Origin of the sequence: Streptococcus sp. CF7_Ac1-8 (genome assembly GCF_024295435.1) — a bacterium.
Classification (GTDB): Bacteria; Bacillota; Bacilli; order Lactobacillales; family Streptococcaceae; genus Streptococcus; species Streptococcus mitis_AP.
The window spans coordinates 1-22,739 of the sequence record NZ_JANCPI010000014.1 but is presented as its reverse complement, the minus strand read 5'-3'; the positions used below and the strand labels follow the sequence as shown (position 1 = coordinate 22,739).

Genomic DNA, 22,739 nt, shown 5'->3' with positions numbered 1-22,739 from the left:
ATGCAGGGACAAATCATTAAAGCCTTGGCTGGGTTCTATTATGTAGAGAGTGATGGCCAGGTCTATCAAACACGCGCGCGTGGAAATTTCCGTAAAAAAGGCCATACTCCTTACGTTGGAGACTGGGTAGATTTTTCTGCCGAGGAAAATTCAGAAGGCTATATCCTCAAGATTCATGAACGGAAAAACAGTCTGGTCCGTCCGCCTATTGTCAATATTGACCAAGCCGTTGTCATTATGTCCGTTAAAGAACCTGACTTTAATAGCAACTTGCTGGATCGTTTCTTGGTTCTTTTAGAGCATAAGGTCATTCATCCTATCGTCTATATTTCCAAGATGGACTTACTGGAAGATGGGGGAGAACTGGATTTTTACGAGAAGACTTATCGTGCTATTGGTTACGATTTTGTGACTAGTAAAGAGGAACTCTTACCCTTGTTGACAGCCAAAGTGACAGTCTTTATGGGGCAGACAGGTGTTGGGAAGTCAACCCTACTTAATAAAATTGCACCTGACCTCAATCTAGAGACGGGAGAAATCTCTGATAGTCTAGGCCGTGGTCGCCATACTACTCGAGCTGTTAGTTTTTACAATCTCAATGGTGGCAAAATCGCAGATACACCAGGTTTTTCGTCGCTAGATTATGAAGTATCAAGTGCTGAAGAGCTAAACCAGGCCTTTCCGGAGATTGCTAGTGTCAGTCGCGACTGTAAGTTCCGTACTTGTACGCATACTCATGAACCATCTTGTGCAGTGAAACCAGCAGTAGAAGAGGGCATCATTGCCACCTTCCGTTTTGACAACTACCTGCAATTCCTCAGTGAGATTGAAAATCGCAGAGAAACTTATAAAAAAGTCAGCAAAAAAATTCCAAAATAAGGAGAAACCTATGTCTCAATACAAGATTGCTCCGTCAATTCTGGCAGCAGATTATGCCAACTTTGAACGTGAAATCAAACGTCTAGAAGCAACTGGTGCAGAATATGCCCATATCGATATCATGGATGGTCACTTTGTACCACAAATCAGTTTTGGTGCAGGTGTGGTCGAAGCTCTTCGACCTCATAGCAAGATGGTCTTTGACTGCCACTTGATGGTAGCTAATCCAGAGCATCATTTAGAAGACTTTGCGCGTGCAGGTGCGGATATCATCAGTATCCATGTGGAAGCAACGCCTCATATTCATGGTGCCCTCCAAAAAATTCGTTCACTCGGTGTCAAACCATCAGTTGTCATCAATCCTGGTACGCCTGTTGAAGCCATCAAGCACGTCCTTCATCTAGTTGACCAAGTTTTAGTCATGACAGTTAACCCAGGCTTTGGTGGGCAAGCCTTTTTGCCTGAAACCATGGATAAGGTCCGTGAGTTGGTTGCCCTTCGTGATGAAAAAGGCTTGAACTTTGAAATCGAAGTCGATGGCGGGATCGATGATCAAACCATTGCTCAAGCCAAAGAAGCTGGTGCGACCGTTTTTGTAGCAGGTTCCTATGTCTTTAAGGGAGATGTCAATGAGCGAGTACAAACTCTCAGAAAACAACTGGACTAGGGTTGCCGTTTTTGCAGGTGGAGATCGTGGTCATTATCGGACGGACTTTGATAGATTTGTCGGTGTGGATCGAGGTTCTCTCTGGGTCTTGGAAGAAGATTTGCCTCTTACTCTAGCAGTCGGAGATTTTGATTCTGTGACGGAAGAAGAGCGACAGGTGATTCAAAAACGTGCCCAGTATTTTGTCCAAGCCCAACCAGAAAAAGATGATACAGATTTGGAATTGGCTCTCTTAACCATCTTTGAGCAAAATCCTCAGGCTGAGGTTACTATTTTTGGTGCTTTGGGTGGCCGTATTGATCATATGCTGGCCAATGTCTTTTTGCCTAGCAATCCCAAGTTGGCGCCTTATATGCGCCAGATAGAAATTGAGGATGGGCAAAATTTAATTGCCTATTGTCCAGAAGGGACCAGTCAGCTAGAACCTCGCTCGGACTATGACTATCTTGCCTTTATGCCAGTTCGAGATAGCCAGCTGACCATTCTCGGTGCTAAGTATGAGTTGACAGAGGAAAATTTTTTCTTTAAAAAAGTGTACGCTTCTAACGAATATATAGATAGGGAAGTGTCGGTGACTTGCCCAGATGGCTATGTGGTCGTGCTACATAGTAAGGACAGGAGGTAGGATGGAAAGTTTATTAGTTCTATTATTAATTGCCAACCTAGCTGGTATCTTTCTGATTTGGCAAAGGCAGGATAAACAGGAAAAACATCTAAGTAAGAGCTTGGAGGATCAGGCAGATCATCTATCAGACCAGTTGGATTACCGTTTTGAACAAGCCAGACAAGCCAGCCAGTTGGATCAAAAAGACTTGGAAGTAGCTGTCAGCGACCGTTTGCAAGAAGTTCGAATGGAATTGCACCAAGGCTTAACTCAAGTTCGTCAAGAAATGACAGATAATCTCCTCCAAACCAGAGACAAGACTGACCAACGTCTCCAAGCCTTGCAGGAATCAAATGAGCAACGCTTGGAACAAATGCGCCAAACAGTCGAGGAAAAACTAGAAAAAACCTTACAGACACGCTTGCAGGCCTCCTTTGAGACAGTTTCCAAACAATTGGAGTCTGTCAATCGTGGTCTTGGAGAAATGCAGATAGTTGCCCGCGATGTCGGCGCCCTCAACAAGGTTCTCTCTGGAACCAAGACGCGAGGGATTCTGGGAGAATTGCAATTGGGGCAAATTATTGAGGACATCATGACCCCTGCCCAGTATGAACGAGAATACGCAACGGTTGAAAACTCTAGTGAACGAGTGGAGTATGCCATCAAGTTGCCTGGACAGGGTGACCTGGAATATGTCTACTTACCGATTGACTCCAAGTTTCCACTGGCAGATTATTACCGCTTAGAAGAAGCCTATGAAGCTGGTGACAAGGACGAGATCGAACGCTGTCGCAAGTCACTCCTAGCCAGCGTCAAACGCTTTGCCAAGGATATTAAGAGCAAGTACATAGCACCACCTCGGACGACCAATTTTGGAGTTTTGTTTGTTCCGACAGAAGGTCTCTACTCAGAAATCGTCCGCAATCCGGTCTTCTTTGATGATTTGAGACGGGAGGAGCAGATTATTGTCGCAGGTCCAAGTACCCTATCAGCTCTTCTCAATTCCCTATCAGTTGGTTTCAAAACCCTTAATATCCAAAAGAGTGCCGACCATATCAGCAAGACGCTTGCCAGTGTCAAAACCGAGTTTGGCAAGTTTGGTGGTATTCTGGTCAAGGCACAAAAACATCTCCAACATGCCTCTGGCAATATTGATGAATTATTAAACCGTCGCACCACAGCTATCGAGCGGACGCTCCGTCACATTGAGTTGTCAGAAGGTGAGCCTGCGCTTGATCTACTCCATTTCCAAGAAAATGAGGAAGAATATGAAGATTAGTCACATGAAAAAAGATGAGCTGTTTGAAGGCTTTTACCTAATCAAGTCAGCTGACCTTAGACAAACTCGCGCTGGGAAAAACTACCTAGCCTTTACCTTCCAAGATGATAGTGGCGAGATTGAAGGGAAACTCTGGGATGCTCAACCTCATAACGTTGAGGCCTTTACCGCAGGTAAGGTTGTCCACATGAAAGGACGCCGAGAAGTTTATAACAACACCCCTCAAGTCAATCAAATTACCCTCCGCTTGCCTCAGCCTGGTGAACCCAATGATTCAGCTGATTTCAAGGTCAAGTCGCCAGTTGATGTCAGGGAAATCCGTGACTACATGTCGCAAATGATTTTTAAAATTGAAAATCCTGTTTGGCAACGGATTGTTCGAAAGCTCTACACCAAGTATGATAAGGAATTTTACTCCTATCCAGCTGCCAAGACTAATCACCATGCCTTTGAAACGGGTTTGGCTTATCATACGGCGACCATGGTGCGTTTGGCGGATGCTATTAGCGAAGTCTATCCTCAGCTCAATAAGAGCCTGCTCTATGCAGGGATTATGCTGCATGACTTAGCTAAAGTCATCGAGTTGACGGGACCAGACCAGACCGAATACACAGTTAGAGGCAATCTCCTTGGGCATATCGCTCTGATTGATAGTGAAATTACCAAGACAGTGATGGAACTCGGCATCGATGATACCAAGGAAGAAGTCGTTCTGCTTCGTCACGTAATCCTTAGTCACCATGGCTTACTTGAGTATGGAAGTCCAGTCCGTCCACGCATTATGGAAGCAGAGATTATCCATATGATTGACAATCTGGATGCTAGCATGATGATGATGTCAACAGCTCTTGCTTTGGTAGATAAAGGAGAGATGACCAATAAAATCTTCGCTATGGACAATCGTTCCTTCTATAAACCAGATTTAGATTAACAATTTAAGAAAAATGAGCATTTTTTAGGATAAGAATGTTCGTTTTTTTATGTGAATATGGTATAATAGATAAAATATCAAAATTAAATGAAATGGGAAATAGAAATGAAATTAAGAAGAAGTGATCGAATGGTTGTCATTTCCAACTATTTGATTAATAATCCTTATAAACTAACTAGTCTCAATACTTTTGCTGAAAAGTATGAATCTGCTAAATCATCCATCTCAGAGGATATCGTCATTATCAAACGAGCCTTTGAGGAAATTGAAATCGGTCATATCCAGACAGTAACTGGTGCTGGTGGTGGTGTCATTTTCACACCATCAATCTCAAGCCATGATGCCAAGGAAATGGTTGAGGACTTGCGTGCTAAGTTGTCAGAAAGTGACCGTATCTTGCCAGGTGGCTATATCTACCTGTCTGATTTGCTTAGTACACCAGCTATCTTGAAAAATATTGGTCGCATTATTGCCAAGAGCTTTATGGACCAAAAAATTGATGCGGTTATGACAGTAGCTACTAAGGGTGTTCCACTTGCAAATGCAGTTGCCAATGTCCTCAATGTTCCCTTTGTTATTGTGCGCCGTGACCTGAAAATTACCGAAGGTTCAACTGTCAGCGTCAACTATGTATCCGGTTCAAGTGGAGATCGCATTGAGAAAATGTTTCTTTCAAAACGCAGTCTCAAGGCAGGCAGCCGTGTCTTGATTGTGGATGACTTCTTGAAAGGCGGCGGAACTGTCAATGGGATGATTAGTCTCTTGCGTGAGTTTGATTCGGAATTGGCTGGTGTAGCAGTCTTTGCGGATAATGCCCAAGAAGAACGTGAAAAGCAGTTTGACTACAAGTCACTCTTGAAGGTAACCAATATTGATGTCAAGAACCAAACCATCGATGTTGAGGTTGGCAATATCTTTGACGAAGATAAATAAGAGATAGAACTAAAGGTTGGAACGATTGTCCCAGCCTTTCTTTGCAAATAGAATAGAAGGAAACTTATGAAAACACCATTTATCAATAAAGAAGACTTAGAAAAGATTGTTGCCGAGTTCCCGACTCCCTTTCACTTGTATGATGAGAAGGGAATTCGTGAAAAGGCAAGAGCCGTCAACCAAGCATTTTCGTGGAACAAGGGCTTTAAGGAATATTTTGCAGTTAAGGCTACTCCAACTCCAGCTATTTTGAAAATTCTCCAAGAGGAAGGTTGCGGTGTGGACTGCTCTAGTTATGTGGAGCTTTTGATGAGTCATAAACTGAATTTCCCTGGTTCTGAGATCATGTTCTCTTCAAACAATACGCCAGACAAGGAATACGCCTATGCACGTGAATTGGGTGCGACCATTAACTTGGATGCCTTTGAAGATATTGAACATCTAGAGCGTGCAGCAGGCATTCCAGAAATTATCTCTTGTCGTTACAATCCTGGAGGCGTTTTTGAACTGGGAACAGATATTATGGACAATCCTGGAGAAGCCAAGTTTGGTATGACCAAGGACCAGCTCTTTGAAGCTTTTGCCATCTTGAAGGAAAAAGGAGCCAAGACTTTTGGGATTCACTCCTTCCTAGCGTCCAATACCGTCACCCATCTCTATTACCCAGAGTTGGCTCGTCAGCTTTTTGAATTGGCTGTTGAAATCAAGGAAAAGTTGGGCATTTCGCTAGACTTTATCAATCTTTCTGGCGGTATTGGTGTCAACTATCGTCCAGACCAGGAGCCAAATGATATTGCCTTGATTGGTGAGGGAGTTCGTAAGGTGTATGAAGAGGTCCTTACGCCAGCAGGTCTTGGTCAGGTTAAGATTTTCACCGAATTGGGTCGTTTTATGTTGGCACCTCACGGTGCTTTGGTCACAAGAGTCACTCATAAGAAGGAAACCTACCGTACCTATCTAGGTGTGGATGCATCAGCAGTCAACCTCATGCGTCCAGCTATGTATGGAGCCTACCATCATATTACTAACATGACACATCCAGATGGACCAGCTGAAGTGGTAGATGTGGTTGGTTCACTCTGTGAAAACAATGATAAATTTGCAGTGAATCGCGAACTGCCTCATACAGAAATCGGTGATTTGCTGGTCATTCATGATACAGGTGCCCACGGTTTTTCAATGGGCTACCAGTACAACGCCAAACTTCGTTCTGCGGAAATCCTCTATACCGAAGAAGGTAAGACCCGTCAAATCCGCCGTGCAGAGCGCCCTGAGGACTACTTTGCAACCTTGTATGGCTTTGATTTTGAAGAATAAAATGATAAGTAATTGAAAATGAAATTGAAAAACAGATTGTTTTCTAAAAAATAGGCAAAAATCTTGTTTTTCCTTCAAGTCGTGATATAATAAAACTATAAAACGTTTTCAAGGAAGGTAACGATATGTCTGAAGAAACAATTGATTATGGACAAGTGACAGGAATGGTGCATTCGACAGAAAGCTTTGGGTCAGTAGATGGGCCTGGTATTCGCTTTATTGTCTTTTTGCAGGGCTGTCACATGCGTTGCCAGTATTGCCACAACCCTGACACTTGGGCTATGGAGTCCAATAAATCACGTGAACGGACGGTAGATGATGTCTTGACAGAAGCCTTGCGCTACCGTGGTTTCTGGGGAAATAAGGGTGGGATTACAGTCAGTGGAGGAGAAGCCCTCTTGCAGATTGATTTCTTGATTGCCCTTTTTACCAAGGCCAAAGAACACGGAATCCACTGTACCTTGGATACCTGTGCCCTTCCTTTCCGTAATAAACCACGTTACCTTGAGAAGTTTAACAAACTCATGGCTGTCACTGACTTGGTCCTCTTGGATATCAAGGAAATCAACGAAGAACAGCACAAGATTGTCACTAGCCAAACCAATAAAAATATCTTGGCCTGTGCCCAGTATCTATCAGATATTGGAAAACCTGTCTGGATTCGCCACGTGCTAGTTCCAGGATTGACAGATAGAGATGATGACTTGATTGAACTTGGTAAGTTCGTCAAGACCCTCAAAAATGTTGATAAGTTTGAAATTCTACCTTATCACACCATGGGTGAGTTCAAGTGGCGTGAACTGGGAATTCCATATTCCCTCGAAGGGGTTAAACCACCAACAGCAGATCGCGTCAAGAACGCTAAAAAGCTCATGGATACCGAAAGTTACCAAGACTATATGAAACGTGTACATGGATAAAAAAGAAGCCTGATGGAAACATCGGGCTTTTAAATTTACACAAATATAGATAATTAAATGAAACAAAATTTTATACTCTTCGAAAATCTCTTCAAACCACGTCAGCGTCGCTTTGTCGTATATATGTGACTGACTTCGTCAGTCTTATCTACAACCTCAAAACCGTGTTTTGAGCAGCCTGCGGCTAGCTTCCTAGTTTGCTCTTTGATTTTCATTGAGTATTAAATCTTTTTTACTCTCTAAATTCTGAAAAAAATCCGAAAATGAGTGTATAAGATATAGTTACTTTTAGAAATATTAAATAGAATAGGAGAACATCTATGGAACAAAGTATTACCATTAAAAATTTATGTAAGTCGTATGGCCAAACTCAAATTTTAAAAGATATTTCTTTTGAAGCAAAAGCAGGTAAAGTGACTGCTTTCCTGGGTCCAAATGGAGCTGGTAAAAGTTCAACCTTACGTATTTTATTAGGATTAGACAAAGCAACATCTGGTCTTACCAAAATTGGAGATCAAACTTATAAGGAATTAAAATTTCCTCTAAAGACTGTAGGAGCTTCATTTGACAGTGTAGGAGCTCCTGATGATCGGACTGTTTATCAACATTTGAAAATTGTTGCTGCTAGTAATGGGATATCCAGTCAGCGAATTGAACAAGTCTTGGATATGGTGGATATTAGTCATAAGAAAAAATCTAAAATTGGGAAATTATCATTAGGAGAAGGACAACGCTTGGGAATTGCAACAGCTCTATTAGGAAATCCTCAATATCTGATATTGGATGAACCGACTAATGGGTTGGATCCAAGAGGAATTCGGTGGTTTAGAGAGTTTATAAAAAAACAAGCTCAAGAAGGGAAGACCGTCTTACTGTCATCTCATATATTATCGGAAGTGGAAGCAGTAACAGATGATGTAGTTATCATAAATAAAGGAAAAGTTCTTATAAAAGGGACTTTACAAGAAGTGATGAAAAATCTTTCTTCACTAGAGGAAGTCTTCTTTAGTTTAACAGAGGGAGGGAAGTGACATGGCACTTATTTACTCTCTTCATTCTGAAATATTGAAATTACTTTATAATAGAGCTACTCATGTTGTACTATTCTTGATACTGGTATTTCAAACGTTTTTAGCAAATATTGGTGCTTCTCAAATTGTTTCAGTTGGTATCCATGCTACACCAGAGACAAATCCAGATTTAGCAGAGGCCTTACCTCCTATTGAATTTTTAGGTTTTGATGTCACTTTATTTGGTGTTTTTATTATGATTATCCTAGGCTCAATTTACGGAGCCGAGGAATACAAAGGCTTGGCTATTCGTACAAGCCTCCTCTCTGTTACAAATCGAAGTACTTTCCTAGTTTCAAAAACATTAGTTTGGCTTATATTTTCTTTTATCATTTCCTTTCTATCAATATTCTTGACAATTAACATGACACATTATGTTTTAGGACAAGATGGCTTATTGCTTTTTTTACTAAATGGAACAGTTTGGTTCTATATATTTTTAGCCAGTATAGCTTGGACTTTGTTGGGACTGCTGGCCTATATTATGGCTTTGACATTTAAAACAGCCATTGTTCCTCTATTATTTTTGCTTCCTCAAGTCTACAATTTAGGAACATTCTTAGCAAACTATATATCGGCTGCAAAATTTCTTCCAGTTGCATTGGGGCAAGGATTGATTGCTACATCTCCTCAAATTTTAGAACATAATAGTTTACAACATATTTTATTTTTACTTTGTTGGAACTTCTCATTCTTGGCTTTAGCAATTTACCGCTTACTCAAGTCAGATATTGGAGGAGGTGAATAAGTTGAAAGAACAACTTAAAAGTGAGTATCTCAAGTTTATTATGAATCCTTGGCACTGGTTGATTATAGGTGCTCTATTACTGTGTATTCCGGCGATGGTTGTTTTTTTAAATAGTAAGCCAGACCAGTTGACTCTACAGTTTGTTTTGGAACAGCTACTGCAAAGTCTCTATTTAGGACAGGCAGGTTTCGTTAGTCTAGCGGTTCTATTTATAGGTCAGGAATTTACAGGTTCTAGCCTTCGTACCAGTTTTCTTACATGTCCAAATCGTTTGAAATTTATAATCTGTAAACTAGCTATTGTATTATGTGTGGAAATTGTATTATTGGTCGCTGTAATATCATTATGTATACTAATCGCCCAAGGATACTACAATATCAATCTTTTGAGTAATATTAAACATGTTCTGACAATCCTATTTCCAGCATGTATTTCTATTCTAACCTTCTCTCTTTTAAGTGGTATTTTTGTATTTATTTCCCAGTCTTTTATCTTAATTTTGGGAATCAGTTTATCCCTTTTATTGGGGTTGGGACAAATGTTACTACAATTCAGTTCTTTTTTTAGAAATTTACCATTACTAGCTAGTATGAATTGTTTTTATACCCATCCCTTGTCGCTTTATTATCCAGTGTGGCAAGGCTTAGGGATACAAATAGTTTGGTTATTAATTGTTTTTCTATTTGCTACATTGATACTTATAGGAAGAAATGTACGCTAAAGACAGGGGATGTCCTGTCTTTTTCTTGGTTAGTGCTATAATATAGTTAGGAGGGTGAGTTATGGCTTATAAAATTTTGGTGGTAGATGATGATCTCGCTATTCTTCGCCTAATAAAAAAAGTACTAGAATATGAAAAATATGAAGTAGTCATACGAAATAAGATAGAAGAGATTGATCTTTGTGATTTTACAGGCTTTGACTTGATTCTATTAGATATTATGATGCCTGTTAGTGGTTTAGAGATCTGTCAGATGATTCGCGAACAGATAACTGTTCCTATCTGTTTTATAACTGCTAAGGATATGGATGAAGATTTAGTAGCTGGAATTAATGCAGGTGCTGATGATTATATTATGAAGCCCTTTAGTATGCAAGAATTGTTAGCACGTGTTAAAATGCACTTACGTCGTGAAGAACGGATTAAAGGAAATGTTCATCAAATAAAGATTGGGAAGCTTATACTATATACGGATAGTAAGGAACTATTTGTAAACGATGATAAGATTGCTCTGACAAGGAGGGAATTTGACATAGTGAATCTTTTGGCAAGCAACCCAAGTAAAATATATTCTATTGAGGAAATTTATAATTATCTATATCCACAAAGTTCAGAAGCGCTCTTACGTTCGGTTTCAGAGTACATTTATCAAATTCGTCAAAAGTTGAAACCTTATCAATTAAATCCAATTAAAACCTTATACGGTGGAGGATATCAATGGGTAGAATCAAAAGTTTTAGACAATTAATTCGAGAAACCTGTTGGAGAATTATTTGGCAGTTTAGTCTTGGCTTACTAATGGCCTATCTTATTCCCTTAGCTTCAGTATCTATACAAATAAATGAAGATGGGAAAACTTTAAACAATAGTGGTGTTCTATCAATCTTTTTTAATGTGTCATCATGGATATATATTTGTGTTTTATTGATTGTTCTAATAAGTTATCACATTGGAAAATTGTTGAAAAAACTGAGTTATGAAATGACTTTGATTTATGAAAATAGTATGTGGTTGAAGAAGGAATGTACAGAAAGTTTAACGGTTAAAGAATTTCGCGAGACAGGAAATCGGATTATTGTGATGCAAGATAGAATTCGACAATTAATAGTTAATGAGAAACAGCAGAAGGAAGATTTGATGTTTCAGGTTTCAGCAGCTTCTCATGATTTAAAAACTCCCTTAACCATTATTAGGGGAAATGTGGAATTTTTGCAGACGATAACTGAAAACGACCAATCTCAAGAATGCTTAGCAGATATAGAAAGAGCTAGTCAACAGTTACTAGATTATTTCAATCAATTGATTCACTATTCTAAAACCTATTATGATGATGAGACAGGTTGGACGGAGTATTCCTCTTCAGATTTTATCAATGAATTAGAGAAAGAAGTCTCTTTTTTGATAAAAAATCAGATGAAGTTTTCTTTTGAACAAAATGTGAAAGGAACTGAAAACTATTATATAAATCAATCTCTTCTGATTCGTGCCATACAAAATATTTTAACAAATGCTTTGGAATACGCTGATAAACAGAATCCTAAAATTAAAATTAGAGTAGAGCAAGAGGGGAAGGAATTGAAAATAGGTATATGGAATAATGGTTCGGAATTTCCAGAGGAAGTTTTAACTAATTTTGGAAAGCTCTTTTATCGTATGGATAAAGCTAGATCGTATAAAGAGCAACATTATGGTATTGGACTAAGTTTTGTATGTAGAGTTGCAAAACTACACAAAGGCCGAGTTGAGCTTAGAAATAGAGACGAGGGAGCAGAAGTTTTAATAACTGTGAATTGTATTAAATCATAGTGATTTACTTGTTAATTTATGATTGAATAGTTTTTATATGTGAGCTTTTAAACTATTTAACTTTTTCGACTAGTATAAGATGTAACGGTAGATAATAAAAACGAATGATGATATCTAGTTGATGAAAACTATTTATCATTCATTCGTTTTTTAATTATTGGATAATTTACGTAGCTTTATCTCGAACGTTGTTTTCCAGCGTTGCGATTTTTGTGTTTTTTCTTGCTTGTGATAGCAGTTGGTTGTCCAGGGGTAACGTCTTTTCGTCCACTTGGTGTAGAGAAAGTACTTGCTTTTGGTGGGTTCTTTGCCAGTTCTTCACGGACTTTTTTGCGAAGTTTTGGACGAACGATATAGTTGACGATAAACTGTTGGAGAATCATCATGAAACCACCGACAACCCAGTAAAGTGTGACACTGGCTGGTGAAATGAGGGAGAAGACAACAATCGTGATTGGGCTCACGTAAGCCATTTTCTTGATTTGTTCTCTTTGCGTTTCGTCTTCTACTCCGTGAAGTGAAAGGAGCGATTGAAGATAGTAAAGGACACCTGCGCAGGCAACCAAAATCATACTTGGAGAACCTAGAGGAATGCCTAGGTAGCTTGCTTGAGCAACCCCTTCAGTATGTTGGGCAGCAAAGTAGATAGCTGAGAAGAAAGGCATTTGAAGGAGGATAGGGAAGCATCCTACACCACCAAACATGCTGATGCCGTGCTCTTTTTGAGCGGCAAAGAGAGCTTGTTGGGCTTCGAGTTTTTCTTCTTGAGTCGTTGCTTCTTTGAGACGCGTTTGGTGTGGCTCAAGGACGTGCTTGAGGGCGTTCATCTTTTCAGAGTGCAGAGTTGCTTTCCATGATTGGTAGATACCAAGTGGCAAGATAATCAAGCGCACGATAATGGTTACGATAATGATAGCGACCCCGAAGCCTAGACCTTTATCAGTAGCGAAGTACTTGATAGCTTCTCCCATCGGAGCACCCAAGAAATCCCAAACGGGACCAATTGGCTTACCTGTTGCTTTGTCTACTTGGACACAGCCTGTCAAGACGAGTAGCATAGCCACTCCCATAGCAGAGAGGGCAAAACGTTTAATAGATTTCAATGTTTTCATTCCTTCTTTAAAAATTATACCTTTCTATTCTACTGTTTTTTTGTAAAATATACAATAGTTCTAGAGACCTAATTTGCGACTTTGAAGTCCGAATAGGATGAAAAGTTGCTCATTTGTACATCTAGATAGGTAACTTTTGAAAAAGGTGTCGGACCTTTTCGGATTTCTTGGATAAATTTTGCCATAGTGGCAGAGGAGTCTGCCTGAGCAAGAATTTCCACTGTGCCATCGTCATTATTCCAGACACGACCAGTGATGCCACCGATTTCAAGAGCTAAAGTATAAACACCCCAGCGAAAACCAACACCTTGCACCCTGCCTTGGGCAATCATTCTAACCTTTTGCATACCAAACCCCTTTGATTGTGTTATAATATTTCTATGACTATTATAACCTCAAAAGCCAATTCTGTGGTAAAAAATGCCAAGAAATTACATCAAAAAAAATATCGAAAGTCTGCTTATTTGATCGAGGGCTGGCACTTATTCGAAGAAGCTGTTCAAGCTGGAGTGACGATTGAGAAGATTTTTGCCCTAGAAAGTTACCGAGATCAGCTAGCGACTTTTCCTCAAACTATCTGGGTTTCAGAGGAGATTTTGCTGGATTTGGCAGATACGCAAACTCCTCAAGGGATTGTTGCAGTGATTCAAAAAGAAGAAGTGGGACTGCCTGAACTCCATCAGGGCAAGTTTCTATTTTTAGAGGATGTTCAAGATCCTGGTAATGTGGGGACCATGATTCGGACGGCGGATGCTGCAGGTTTTACAGGGGTCATTGTTTCAGAAAAGTCAGCAGATATCTACAGTCTCAAGACCCTGCGTTCCATGCAAGGAAGTCATTTTCACTTGCCCATCTATCGTATGCCTCTTGCCAGCTTTGTAGAAGAGGCAAAGAAGAGCAATTTACCCATTCTGGCAACGACCTTATCGAGAGAGTCAAAGGATTATCGTGAGCTTTCTTCACTAGAGAACTTTGTTTTAGTCATGGGAAATGAAGGACAAGGAATTAGTTCTGTCATGGCTGAGAGTGCTGATCAGCTGGTTCATATAGGCATGAAAGGTCAAGCAGAGAGTCTCAACGTGGCAGTTGCAGCAGGCATATTGATGTTTTATTTCAGCTAATTTATAAAATCTTTGTTATAATCAAGACATATTTATAGAAAAAGGAGAATCAGAATGAATCAAACGATTATTCAAGAACGTTCAGGTCTCAATCAATTTTATGCTAAGGTATATGCCTTTGTGGGACTTGGGATTGGTCTATCGGCTCTCGTGTCAGCTTTGATGTTGACAGTCTTTCAGGCTCAATTGGTCTACTTTTTAATGCATGGCCGTCTCTGGTTGATGATTGCAACTTTTGCAGAACTTGCTCTAGTCTTTGTTGCAAGTAGTATGGCTGCCAAAAATAGCCCAGCGGCTCTTCCAGTATTTTTACTTTACTCTGTTTTAAACGGCTTTACTCTTAGTTTTGTGGTGGCCTTCTATACTCCGGGTACAGTTTTATCCGCCTTTGTGTCTAGCGCCCTTCTCTTCTTTGTCATGGCGGCAGTTGGCATGTTCACCAAGAAAGATTTGAGTGGCCTTGGTCGGGCTATGATGGCGGCTCTTATCGGTTTGCTGATTGCCATGGTAGTTAATATTTTCTTGGCTAGCGGCTTCTTTGATTATATGATTAGCGTAGCCATGGTTTTGGTTTTCTCAGGGTTGATTGCTTGGGACAACCAAAGAATTCGTCTTGCTTATGAACAATCACAAGGCCGTGTAGCGACAGGTTGGGTTGTGTCAATGGCTCTCAGTATCTATCTTGATTTTATCAATCTCTTCCTAAGTATTTTACGTATCTTCGGTCGAAATGACTAAAAGGTTCATGACATCAGTGTTCGAAGGAGCACTGATTTTTTTATATTTGGTCTTTTCTTTTCTTGGAAATAGGTGTATAATGCTTTTAATTAATTTTTTGAGGAGTAGTTTATGAAGAAAAGTTTTATTCATCAACAAGAAGAGATTTCCTTTGTCAAAAACACTTTTACCCAGTATTTGAAAGATAAGTTAGAAGTTGTCGAAGTTCAAGGTCCTATCTTGAGCAGGGTCGGCGACGGGATGCAGGATAATTTATCAGGTGTGGAGAATGCCGTATCGGTCAAGGTTCTCCAAATCCCTGATGCTACTTATGAAGTGGTGCACTCACTTGCCAAATGGAAACGCCATACTTTGGCCCGTTTTGGTTTCGGTGAGGGAGAAGGCCTTTTTGTCCACATGAAGGCCCTTCGTCCAGACGAAGATTCGCTGGATGCGACCCACTCTGTTTATGTTGACCAGTGGGACTGGGAGAAAGTTATCCCAAATGGTAAACGTAATATCGCTTATCTAAAAGAAACAGTTGAGAAGATTTACAAGGCTATTCGTCTTACTGAGCTAGCTGTTGAAGCCCGCTATGACATCGAATCAATCTTGCCAAAACAAATCACTTTTATCCACACAGAAGAGTTGGTAGAACGCTACCCAGACTTGACACCAAAAGAGCGTGAAAATGCTATTTGTAAAGAATTTGGAGCAGTCTTCTTGATCGGTATCGGTGGTGAATTACCAGACGGTAAACCGCACGATGGACGTGCGCCAGACTACGATGACTGGACAAGTGAGTCTGAAAATGGCTACAAGGGTCTAAATGGTGATATTCTTGTCTGGAATGAGTCTCTGGGTGGAGCCTTTGAGTTGTCTTCTATGGGAATCCGTGTAGATGAAGAAACGCTTCGCCGTCAGGTTGCCATCACAGGTGATGAAGACCGTTTAGAATTGGAATGGCACAAGGCTTTGTTGAATGGCCTATTCCCATTGACAATCGGTGGAGGAATTGGACAATCTCGTATGGCTATGTTCCTACTTCGCAAGAAACATATCGGAGAAGTGCAAACAAGTGTTTGGCCTCAAGAAGTCCGCGATACTTACGAAAATATTTTGTAGAGAATCGAACCGCAAGGTTCGGTTTTCTTTCTCTTTTCGCCTATAATTTGGTATAATAAACGGTATGAAAATCGTATCAGGAATCTATGGGGGACGTCCCCTCAAGACACTAGAAGGCAAGACGACAAGACCAACTTCGGATAAGGTTAGAGGAGCCATTTTTAACATGATTGGTCCCTACTTTGAAGGGGGGCGAGTCTTGGACCTGTATGCAGGTAGTGGTGGTTTATCTATCGAGGCAGTATCGCGTGGCATATCCAGCGCTGTTTTGGTGGAGCGAGACCGTAAGGCTCAGGCTATCGTGGCTGAAAATATTCAGATGACCAAGGAAGTTGGAAAATTTCAACTCCTCAAGATGGATGCAGAAAGGGCATTGGAACAGGTAGCTGGAGAATTCGACCTCATTTTCTTAGACCCTCCTTATGCTAAGGAACAAATCGTAGCAGATATTGAAAAAATGGCTGAGAGAGAGCTTTTTTCTGAAGATGTCATGGTCGTGTGTGAGACGGATAAGGCCGTTGAACTTCCAGAAGAAATTGCCTGCCTGGGCATCTGGAAGGAAAAGATTTATGGAATTAGTAAGGTGACAGTCTATGTCAGATAAGATTGGCTTATTCACAGGCTCATTTGATCCGATGACAAATGGGCATCTGGATATCATTGAACGGGCGAGCAGACTTTTTGATAAGCTCTATGTCGGTATTTTTTTAAATCCCCACAAACAGGGATTTCTCCCTCTTAAAAATCGTAAACGGGGGCTAGAAAAGGCTTTGGAACATTTGGAAAATGTTGAAGTCGTGTTTTCACATGATGAATTGGTGGTTGATGTTGCAAAAAGACTGGGGGCTACCTTTCTGGTACGAGGCTTGAGAAATGCAACGGATTTGCAATATGAAGCCAGTTTCGATTACTACAATCATCAGCTGTCTCCTGATATAGAAACCATTTATTTACATAGCCGACCTGAACATCTCTATATCAGTTCATCAGGTGTTAGAGAGCTTTTGAAGTTTGGTCAGGATATTGCCTGCTATGTTCCTGATAGTATTTTGGAGGAAATAAGAAATGAAAAAAAAGATTAGATGGCCCTTATATGTCATTGCGGCCTTAATTGTGACTTTCTTGGCATTTGTAGTGCCCTTGCCCTACTATATAGAAGTTCCAGGTGGTTCGGAAGATATTCGCCAAGTCCTTAAAGTCAATGACACAGAAGATAAGGAAGCTGGTGCCTATCAATTTGTTACGGTTGGTGTCCAGCACGCTACTTTAGCCCATATGATTTATGCGTGGTTGACGCCTTTTACAGATATTCGTAGTGCCCAAGAGACTACAGGTGGCTCTTCTGATGTTGAATTTATGCGGATTAATCAATTCTACATGCAAACATCACAAAACATGGCCAAGTATCAAGGGTTAAAAACAGCTGGTAAGGATATTGAACTCAAATATCTTGGGGTTTATGTTTTGACTGTGACGGATAATTCGACCTTTAAAGGGATTCTCAACATCTCTGATACAGTTACCGCAGTCAATGATCAGACCTTCGACAGTTCCAAAGATTTGATTGATTACGTCAATTCTCAAAAACTAGGGGACTCCGTCAAGGTCACCTATGAAGAGGATGGGCAAACCAAGTCTGCAGAAGGAAAAATCATTACCCTAGAAAATGGCAAAAATGGAATTGGAATCGGCTTGATTGACCGTACAGAAGTGACCAGTGATGTCCCAATTCGCTTTTCAACAGCCGGTATCGGTGGTCCAAGTGCAGGTCTCATGTTTAGTCTGGCCATCTATACCCAAATAGCTGACCCTGGTCTTAGAAATGGCCGTATCGTTGCCGGTACCGGAACTATTGACCGCGATGGTAATGTGGGGGATATTGGAGGTATTGATAAGAAAGTTGTTGCTTCGGCTAGAGAAGGTGCTGCTATTTTCTTTGCCCCAGATAATCCTGTTAGCGAAGAGGAACAAAAAGCGCATCCGGACGCGAAAAACAATTACCAGACAGCCCTGGAAGCAGCTAGAACAATCAAGACAGATATGAAAATCGTGCCAGTTAAAACTCTACAAGATGCGATTGATTACTTGAAAAACAATCCCTAATTTTTGAGTGAAGTTTCCAAGCTAGCGCGCAAACAGAGAAGATGGTATAATAGTCAAATGGTTCAATTATTATTCACTCTAAGCAGTCACATGCTCTTTATTTATGTGAGTTTTTACCTTTTAAAGGATCTTGTTAGATGGGAAAAAGTCTTAAAAGTAACAGCTGAGAACACAGGAAAAGTTCGTTTATTGATAGCTCTTTTCAGTATTGTAATGGGCTACATCATGAGTTCATTCTTTATCAGCCTGTATCAGTTGTGGCAAGAAGTGCTTAGAGGATTATTATAAAATCAAGAGTAAAGGAAATAAGTATGGAAAAAATTGTGGTTCAAGGTGGCGATAATCGTCTGGTAGGAAGTGTTACGATCGAAGGAGCAAAGAATGCAGTCTTGCCCTTGTTGGCAGCGACTATTCTAGCAAGTGAAGGAAAGACCGTCTTGCAGAATGTTCCTATCTTGTCAGATGTGTTCACTATGAATCAGGTGGTTCGTGGTTTGAATGCCAAGGTGGATTTTAATGAAGAAGATCATCTTGTTGAGGTGGACGCGACTGGCGATATCACTGAGGAAGCTCCTTACAAGTATGTCAGCAAGATGCGTGCATCTATCGTTGTCTTGGGACCAATTCTTGCCCGTGTAGGTCATGCCAAGGTATCCATGCCAGGTGGTTGTACGATTGGTAGCCGCCCTATTGATCTGCATTTGAAAGGTCTAGAAGCTATGGGGGCTAAGATTAGTCAGACAGCTGGTTATATCGAAGCCAAGGCTGATCGCTTACATGGAGCTCATATCTACATGGACTTCCCAAGTGTTGGTGCTACTCAGAACTTGATGATGGCAGCGACGCTGGCTGATGGGGTTACAGTGATTGAAAATGCTGCGCGTGAGCCTGAGATTGTGGACCTAGCCATTCTCTTAAATGAAATGGGAGCTAAAGTAAAAGGTGCTGGTACAGAGACCATTACCATTACCGGTGTGGAGAAACTTTATGGTACGACTCACAATGTGGTCCAAGACCGTATTGAAGCTGGAACCTTTATGGTGGCTGCTGCCATGACTGGTGGTGATGTCCTGATTAAAGATGCTGTTTGGGAGCACAACCGTCCCTTGATTGCCAAATTGCTTGAAATGGGAGTGGAAGTGACGGAGGAGACTGAAGGAATTCGAGTTCGCTCTCAACTAGAAAATCTAAAAGCTGTCCATGTGAAAACCTTGCCCCACCCAGGATTTCCAACAGATATGCAGGCTCAATTTACAGCCTTGATGACTGTCGCAAAAGGCGAATCAACTATGGTGGAGACAGTTTTTGAAAATCGTTTCCAACACCTAGAAGAAATGCGCCGTATGGGCTTGCACTCTGAAATTATCCGTGATACAGCACGTATTGTTGGTGGACAGCCTTTGCAGGGAGCAGAAGTTCTTTCAACTGACCTTCGTGCCAGTGCAGCCTTGATTTTGACAGGTTTGGTAGCACAAGGAGAAACCGTAGTTGGTAAATTAGTCCACTTGGATAGAGGCTACTACCGTTTTCATGAGAAGTTGGCGCAGTTGGGTGCTAAGATTCAGCGGATTGAGGCAAGTGATGAAGATGAATAAGAAATCAGGCTACGTAGCCAAGCGTTTACTTTTAGTCATTCTGGTACTGATTTTAGGTGCTTTAGCCCTAGGAATCGGTTTAATGGTCGGTTATGGAATCTTGGGCAAGGGTCAAGATCCATGGGCTATCCTGTCTCCAGCAAAATGGCAGGAATTGATTCATAAATTTACAGGAAATTAGGCTGGAAAACCAGCCTTTTTCTAGAGATAAGGAGAAATATGAACAAAAAAACAAGACAGACACTAATCGGATTGCTGGTATTATTACTTTTATCTGCCGGTAGCTATTATATCAAGCAGATGCAGTCGACAGCTAATACTCCTAAAACTAAGGTGAGTCAGAAAAAACAAGCGTCTGAAGCTCCTAGTCAAGAATTGGCAGAAAGTGTCTTAACAGATGTAGTCAAGAGTCAAATAAAAGGGAGTCTGGAGTGGAATGGATCAGGTGCTTTTATCGTCAATGGTAATAAAACAAACCTAGATGCCAAGGTTTCAAGTAAACCTTACGCCGATAATAAAACAAAGACAGTGGGCAAGGAAACCGTGCCAACTGTAGCCAATGCTCTCTTGTCTAAGGCAACCCGACAGTACAAGAATCGTGAAGAAACGGGGAATGGTTCGACTTCATGGACTCCTCCAGGATGGCATCAGGTTAAGAATCTAAAGGGGACTTATACCCATGCGGTCGATAGAGGTCATTTGTTAGGCTATGCCTTGATCGGTGGCTTGGATGGTTTTGATGCTTCTACAAGCAATCCTAAAAACATTGCTGTTCAGACAGCCTGGGCAAATCAGGCGCAAGCTGAGGATTCGACAGGGCAAAACTACTATGAAAGCCTGGTACGTAAAGCCTTGGACCAAAACAAGCGTGTCCGTTACCGTGTAACCCTTTATTATGCTTCAAACGAGGATTTAGTACCTTCAGCTTCACAGATTGAAGCCAAGTCTTCAGACGGAGAGTTGGAATTTAATGTTCTAGTTCCCAATGTTCAAAAGGGGCTTCAACTGGATTACAGAACTGGAGAAGTGACTGTTACTCAGTAAAATACAAAATAAACTCCTATGTCACTTGTCGATATAGGAGTTCTTTCTTACTAGTTTAAGCAGGGCTACAATAGATACTGTTACTCAATGAAAATCAAAGTGCAAACTAGGAAGCTAGCCGCAGCTTGCTCAAAGCACAGCTTTGAGGTTGCAGATAAAGCTGACGTGGTTTGAAGAGATCTTCGAAGAGTATGAGAAAAAATAATATGTACTGGACTATATTTTGTGATATAATAGAGGGTAAGATACTATTTTAGGAGAAAAACTATGGAAGACCCAAGTAGTCAGAATTTGTTGCTACAATTTGTTTTATTGTTTATCTTGACGGTGTTAAATGCCTTTTTCTCGGCCACAGAAATGGCCATGGTTTCACTTAATCGTGCGCGGGTTGAACAAAAGGCAGAAGAAGGAGATAGACGCTATATCCGTCTGCTGAAGGTGCTAGAAAATCCTAACCACTTTTTATCAACCATTCAAGTAGGGATTACCCTGATTACGATCTTATCAGGGGCGAGTTTGGCAGAAACTCTGGGACGAGAAATTGCATCTTGGCTTGGAAATGGTGAAACATCTTATGCCGTTGCAAGTTTTCTATCTTTAGCATTTTTGACTTATATTTCCATCGTTTTTGGGGAATTGTATCCTAAGAGAATCGCTCTTAATCTAAAAGATGCCTTGGCGATTCGTACAGCGCCAGTTATTATTGGGCTTGGGAAACTAGTTAGTCCCTTTGTTTGGCTCTTGTCTGCATCTACCAATCTCTTGAGTCGTTTGACTCCTATGACCTTTGACGATGCTGATGAAAAAATGACCCGTGATGAAATTGAGTACATGCTGACAAATAGTGAAGAAACACTAGATGCTGACGAAATTGAGATGTTACAAGGGATTTTTTCCCTGGACGAATTAATGGCCAGAGAAGTCATGGTTCCTCGAACTGATGCCTTCATGGTGGATATTCAGGATGATAGTCAAACCATAATCCAAAGTATTTTAAAACAAAATTATTCTCGTATCCCTGTCTATGATGGGGACAAGGATAACGTGATTGGAATCATTCACACCAAGAGTCTCCTTAATGCGGGCTTTGTGGACGGTTTTGACAATATTGTTTGGAAGAAAATCTTACAAGATCCACTTTTTGTTCCTGAAACCATTTTTGTGGATGACTTGTTAAAAGAATTGCGCAATACCCAAAGACAAATGGCAATCTTGCTGGATGAATACGGTGGGATGGCTGGTTTGGTGACACTTGAAGACCTCCTAGAGGAAATCGTTGGGGAAATCGATGACGAAACAGATAAGGCTGAAATCGAAGTTCATAAAATTGGAGAAGATACTTATATTGTTCAAGGTACCATGAATCTCAATGATTTTAATAACTACTTTGATGTGGAACTGGAAAGTGATGACGTTGATACCATCGCTGGTTACTATTTGACAGGAGTGGGGACCATTCCAACGACTGAAAAACTCAGCTATGAGTTGGTAAGCCAAAACAAACAGCTTATCCTAACTAATGATAAAGTGAAAAATGGACGTGTTACCAAGGTAAAAGTCCAAATTACCGAAGTTGAAATAGAAGAAGAAACAGAGTAAACTAGAGGCTTTTGTCACCAGGCGTGACAAAGCTTTTTTCAGTTGATTTCATACTCTTCGAAAATCAAATTCAAACCGCGTCAACGTCGCCTTGCCGTACGCAAGTACAGCCTGCGGCTAGTTTCCTAGTTTGCTCTTTGATTTTCATTGAGTATCAAAAGATTGTCTCCCAAAAAGAAGTCTGCCCCAAATCCGCCCCAAAGGTTTTTTAAAGTTATGCTTATTTATCCGAAGAAAATCAAAAAAGCCCTACAACGGGGGCTTTTTGTTTAAATGAAACCTGATAAAACAAGTTATAGAAGGCGGTAGACGGATTTGAACCGACGATCAAGCTTTTGCAGAGCCGTGCCTTACCACTTGGCTATACCGCCTTAACGTTTATTATTATACCTTGAAAATGATTTTCAGTCAATAGCTTTTTCAGATTTTTTGTGTTAATAAGCCTAAA

26 protein-coding genes and 1 tRNA gene are annotated in these 22,739 nt (G+C 40.7%); 24 read left to right on the top strand and 3 right to left on the bottom strand.

The window, feature by feature from the left end; genetic code table 11:
- The 13 genes from rsgA (at position 1) to NMM26_RS07660 (ending at position 11,875) form a co-directional block, all read left to right on the top strand.
- The gene (rsgA, locus tag NMM26_RS07720) at positions 1-879 is read left to right on the top strand and encodes a ribosome small subunit-dependent GTPase A (protein ID WP_254754164.1); all 879 of its coding nucleotides are present in this window, start codon (positions 1-3) and stop codon (positions 877-879) included.
- 10 nt (positions 880-889) lie between these two features.
- Positions 890-1,546 carry a ribulose-phosphate 3-epimerase gene (gene rpe, locus NMM26_RS07715; protein WP_004255827.1) on the top strand — a complete coding sequence of 219 codons (657 nt, stop codon included), beginning with the start codon at positions 890-892 and terminating at the stop codon, positions 1,544-1,546.
- Positions 1,509-2,171, top strand: a complete 663-nt coding sequence (locus NMM26_RS07710; protein ID WP_254754146.1) for a thiamine diphosphokinase — start codon at positions 1,509-1,511, stop codon at positions 2,169-2,171. The genes rpe and NMM26_RS07710 overlap by 38 nt, the downstream gene beginning before the upstream one ends.
- A 1-nt stretch (position 2,172) precedes the next feature.
- Entirely contained in the window at positions 2,173-3,429 is a 1,257-nt protein-coding gene (rmuC, locus tag NMM26_RS07705; protein WP_024057085.1) for a DNA recombination protein RmuC, read from the top strand.
- Positions 3,419-4,360 carry a 3'-5' exoribonuclease YhaM family protein gene (locus NMM26_RS07700; RefSeq protein ID WP_254754145.1) on the top strand — a complete coding sequence of 314 codons (942 nt, stop codon included), beginning with the start codon at positions 3,419-3,421 and terminating at the stop codon, positions 4,358-4,360. Before rmuC ends, NMM26_RS07700 begins: the two co-directional genes overlap by 11 nt.
- A 105-nt stretch (positions 4,361-4,465) precedes the next feature.
- Entirely contained in the window at positions 4,466-5,293 is an 828-nt protein-coding gene (gene purR, locus NMM26_RS07695; RefSeq protein WP_004255834.1) for a pur operon repressor, read from the top strand.
- A 66-nt stretch (positions 5,294-5,359) separates the two neighbouring features.
- Positions 5,360-6,610, top strand: coding sequence for a diaminopimelate decarboxylase (locus NMM26_RS07690; protein ID WP_024057089.1), 1,251 nt, complete (start codon positions 5,360-5,362; stop codon positions 6,608-6,610).
- A 125-nt stretch (positions 6,611-6,735) separates the two neighbouring features.
- Positions 6,736-7,530, top strand: a complete 795-nt coding sequence (gene pflA, locus NMM26_RS07685; RefSeq protein ID WP_078237940.1) for a pyruvate formate-lyase-activating protein — start codon at positions 6,736-6,738, stop codon at positions 7,528-7,530.
- 320 nt (positions 7,531-7,850) lie between these two features.
- Entirely contained in the window at positions 7,851-8,561 is a 711-nt protein-coding gene (locus NMM26_RS07680) for an ABC transporter ATP-binding protein (RefSeq protein WP_020901990.1), read from the top strand.
- Position 8,562: 1 nt separating this feature from the next.
- Positions 8,563-9,348, top strand: coding sequence for an ABC transporter permease (locus tag NMM26_RS07675; RefSeq protein ID WP_049516004.1), 786 nt, complete (start codon positions 8,563-8,565; stop codon positions 9,346-9,348).
- A gap of 1 nt (position 9,349) precedes the next feature.
- Entirely contained in the window at positions 9,350-10,069 is a 720-nt protein-coding gene (locus NMM26_RS07670; RefSeq protein ID WP_049516002.1) for a hypothetical protein, read from the top strand.
- 61 nt (positions 10,070-10,130) lie between these two features.
- The gene (locus NMM26_RS07665) at positions 10,131-10,817 is read left to right on the top strand and encodes a response regulator transcription factor (protein WP_000323581.1); all 687 of its coding nucleotides are present in this window, start codon (positions 10,131-10,133) and stop codon (positions 10,815-10,817) included.
- A complete protein-coding gene (locus NMM26_RS07660; RefSeq protein WP_049515998.1) occupies positions 10,787-11,875 on the top strand; it encodes a sensor histidine kinase KdpD in 1,089 nt (362 codons plus the stop codon). Before NMM26_RS07665 ends, NMM26_RS07660 begins: the two co-directional genes overlap by 31 nt.
- 176 nt (positions 11,876-12,051) lie before the next feature.
- Here NMM26_RS07660 and yidC read toward each other — a convergent pair whose 3' ends face one another.
- Together yidC and NMM26_RS07650 are read right to left on the bottom strand one after the other, a co-directional pair.
- Complete coding sequence (yidC, locus tag NMM26_RS07655) at positions 12,052-12,978, bottom strand: membrane protein insertase YidC (RefSeq protein WP_254754163.1); 927 nt, start codon at positions 12,976-12,978, stop codon at positions 12,052-12,054.
- Between the two features lie 77 nt (positions 12,979-13,055).
- On the bottom strand, positions 13,056-13,334 hold the full coding sequence (locus tag NMM26_RS07650; RefSeq protein ID WP_001174620.1) for an acylphosphatase: 279 nt from the start codon (positions 13,332-13,334) through the stop codon (positions 13,056-13,058).
- 33 nt (positions 13,335-13,367) lie between these two features.
- Between NMM26_RS07650 and NMM26_RS07645 the strand changes: the two genes are divergently transcribed.
- From NMM26_RS07645 to NMM26_RS07595, 11 genes are all read left to right on the top strand, one after another.
- Positions 13,368-14,108 (top strand): RNA methyltransferase, encoded by a 741-nt coding sequence (locus tag NMM26_RS07645; RefSeq protein ID WP_024057812.1) that lies wholly within the window; start codon positions 13,368-13,370, stop codon positions 14,106-14,108.
- A 54-nt stretch (positions 14,109-14,162) separates the two neighbouring features.
- Positions 14,163-14,846: a Bax inhibitor-1/YccA family protein gene (locus NMM26_RS07640; RefSeq protein ID WP_024057811.1), complete on the top strand. Its 684-nt coding sequence runs from the start codon at positions 14,163-14,165 to the stop codon at positions 14,844-14,846.
- Between the two features lie 111 nt (positions 14,847-14,957).
- Complete coding sequence (gene asnA, locus NMM26_RS07635) at positions 14,958-15,950, top strand: aspartate--ammonia ligase (protein ID WP_000748003.1); 993 nt, start codon at positions 14,958-14,960, stop codon at positions 15,948-15,950.
- A 64-nt stretch (positions 15,951-16,014) separates the two neighbouring features.
- Positions 16,015-16,554: a 16S rRNA (guanine(966)-N(2))-methyltransferase RsmD gene (gene rsmD, locus NMM26_RS07630; RefSeq protein WP_023947078.1), complete on the top strand. Its 540-nt coding sequence runs from the start codon at positions 16,015-16,017 to the stop codon at positions 16,552-16,554.
- The gene (coaD, locus tag NMM26_RS07625; RefSeq protein WP_254754144.1) at positions 16,544-17,032 is read left to right on the top strand and encodes a pantetheine-phosphate adenylyltransferase; all 489 of its coding nucleotides are present in this window, start codon (positions 16,544-16,546) and stop codon (positions 17,030-17,032) included. Before rsmD ends, coaD begins: the two co-directional genes overlap by 11 nt.
- The gene (locus NMM26_RS07620) at positions 17,016-18,053 is read left to right on the top strand and encodes a SepM family pheromone-processing serine protease (RefSeq protein ID WP_033687316.1); all 1,038 of its coding nucleotides are present in this window, start codon (positions 17,016-17,018) and stop codon (positions 18,051-18,053) included. Before coaD ends, NMM26_RS07620 begins: the two co-directional genes overlap by 17 nt.
- A gap of 57 nt (positions 18,054-18,110) precedes the next feature.
- The gene (locus NMM26_RS07615) at positions 18,111-18,341 is read left to right on the top strand and encodes a DUF1146 family protein (protein WP_254754143.1); all 231 of its coding nucleotides are present in this window, start codon (positions 18,111-18,113) and stop codon (positions 18,339-18,341) included.
- 23 nt (positions 18,342-18,364) lie between these two features.
- A complete protein-coding gene (gene murA, locus NMM26_RS07610) occupies positions 18,365-19,648 on the top strand; it encodes a UDP-N-acetylglucosamine 1-carboxyvinyltransferase (protein WP_024057810.1) in 1,284 nt (427 codons plus the stop codon).
- Positions 19,641-19,829 (top strand): DNA-directed RNA polymerase subunit beta, encoded by a 189-nt coding sequence (locus NMM26_RS07605; protein WP_043901723.1) that lies wholly within the window; start codon positions 19,641-19,643, stop codon positions 19,827-19,829. Before murA ends, NMM26_RS07605 begins: the two co-directional genes overlap by 8 nt.
- Positions 19,830-19,867: 38 nt before the next feature.
- Positions 19,868-20,692 (top strand): DNA-entry nuclease EndA, encoded by an 825-nt coding sequence (gene endA / locus NMM26_RS07600; RefSeq protein ID WP_024057808.1) that lies wholly within the window; start codon positions 19,868-19,870, stop codon positions 20,690-20,692.
- A gap of 267 nt (positions 20,693-20,959) precedes the next feature.
- On the top strand, positions 20,960-22,291 hold the full coding sequence (locus NMM26_RS07595; RefSeq protein WP_254754142.1) for a hemolysin family protein: 1,332 nt from the start codon (positions 20,960-20,962) through the stop codon (positions 22,289-22,291).
- A gap of 300 nt (positions 22,292-22,591) precedes the next feature.
- Here NMM26_RS07595 and NMM26_RS07590 read toward each other — a convergent pair.
- Positions 22,592-22,662 (bottom strand) — tRNA-Cys (locus NMM26_RS07590).
- Positions 22,663-22,739 lie beyond the last annotated feature (77 nt).

Excerpts from the sequence above, each read along its gene's own strand:
- rsgA (WP_254754164.1), top strand. The coding sequence starts at position 1 with ATGCAGGGACAAATCATTAAAGCCTTGGCTGGGTTCTATTATGTAGAG.
- rpe (WP_004255827.1), top strand. The coding sequence starts at position 890 with ATGTCTCAATACAAGATTGCTCCGTCAATTCTGGCAGCAGATTATGCC.
- NMM26_RS07710 (WP_254754146.1), top strand. The coding sequence starts at position 1,509 with ATGAGCGAGTACAAACTCTCAGAAAACAACTGGACTAGGGTTGCCGTT.
- rmuC (WP_024057085.1), top strand. The coding sequence starts at position 2,173 with ATGGAAAGTTTATTAGTTCTATTATTAATTGCCAACCTAGCTGGTATC.
- NMM26_RS07700 (WP_254754145.1), top strand. The coding sequence starts at position 3,419 with ATGAAGATTAGTCACATGAAAAAAGATGAGCTGTTTGAAGGCTTTTAC.
- purR (WP_004255834.1), top strand. The coding sequence starts at position 4,466 with ATGAAATTAAGAAGAAGTGATCGAATGGTTGTCATTTCCAACTATTTG.
- NMM26_RS07690 (WP_024057089.1), top strand. The coding sequence starts at position 5,360 with ATGAAAACACCATTTATCAATAAAGAAGACTTAGAAAAGATTGTTGCC.
- pflA (WP_078237940.1), top strand. The coding sequence starts at position 6,736 with ATGTCTGAAGAAACAATTGATTATGGACAAGTGACAGGAATGGTGCAT.
- NMM26_RS07680 (WP_020901990.1), top strand. The coding sequence starts at position 7,851 with ATGGAACAAAGTATTACCATTAAAAATTTATGTAAGTCGTATGGCCAA.
- NMM26_RS07675 (WP_049516004.1), top strand. The coding sequence starts at position 8,563 with ATGGCACTTATTTACTCTCTTCATTCTGAAATATTGAAATTACTTTAT.
- NMM26_RS07665 (WP_000323581.1), top strand. The coding sequence starts at position 10,131 with ATGGCTTATAAAATTTTGGTGGTAGATGATGATCTCGCTATTCTTCGC.
- NMM26_RS07660 (WP_049515998.1), top strand. The coding sequence starts at position 10,787 with ATGGGTAGAATCAAAAGTTTTAGACAATTAATTCGAGAAACCTGTTGG.
- NMM26_RS07650 (WP_001174620.1), bottom strand. The coding sequence starts at position 13,334 with ATGCAAAAGGTTAGAATGATTGCCCAAGGCAGGGTGCAAGGTGTTGGT.
- NMM26_RS07645 (WP_024057812.1), top strand. The coding sequence starts at position 13,368 with ATGACTATTATAACCTCAAAAGCCAATTCTGTGGTAAAAAATGCCAAG.
- NMM26_RS07640 (WP_024057811.1), top strand. The coding sequence starts at position 14,163 with ATGAATCAAACGATTATTCAAGAACGTTCAGGTCTCAATCAATTTTAT.
- asnA (WP_000748003.1), top strand. The coding sequence starts at position 14,958 with ATGAAGAAAAGTTTTATTCATCAACAAGAAGAGATTTCCTTTGTCAAA.
- rsmD (WP_023947078.1), top strand. The coding sequence starts at position 16,015 with ATGAAAATCGTATCAGGAATCTATGGGGGACGTCCCCTCAAGACACTA.
- coaD (WP_254754144.1), top strand. The coding sequence starts at position 16,544 with ATGTCAGATAAGATTGGCTTATTCACAGGCTCATTTGATCCGATGACA.
- NMM26_RS07620 (WP_033687316.1), top strand. The coding sequence starts at position 17,016 with ATGAAAAAAAAGATTAGATGGCCCTTATATGTCATTGCGGCCTTAATT.
- NMM26_RS07615 (WP_254754143.1), top strand. The coding sequence starts at position 18,111 with ATGGTTCAATTATTATTCACTCTAAGCAGTCACATGCTCTTTATTTAT.
- murA (WP_024057810.1), top strand. The coding sequence starts at position 18,365 with ATGGAAAAAATTGTGGTTCAAGGTGGCGATAATCGTCTGGTAGGAAGT.
- NMM26_RS07605 (WP_043901723.1), top strand. The coding sequence starts at position 19,641 with ATGAATAAGAAATCAGGCTACGTAGCCAAGCGTTTACTTTTAGTCATT.
- endA (WP_024057808.1), top strand. The coding sequence starts at position 19,868 with ATGAACAAAAAAACAAGACAGACACTAATCGGATTGCTGGTATTATTA.
- NMM26_RS07595 (WP_254754142.1), top strand. The coding sequence starts at position 20,960 with ATGGAAGACCCAAGTAGTCAGAATTTGTTGCTACAATTTGTTTTATTG.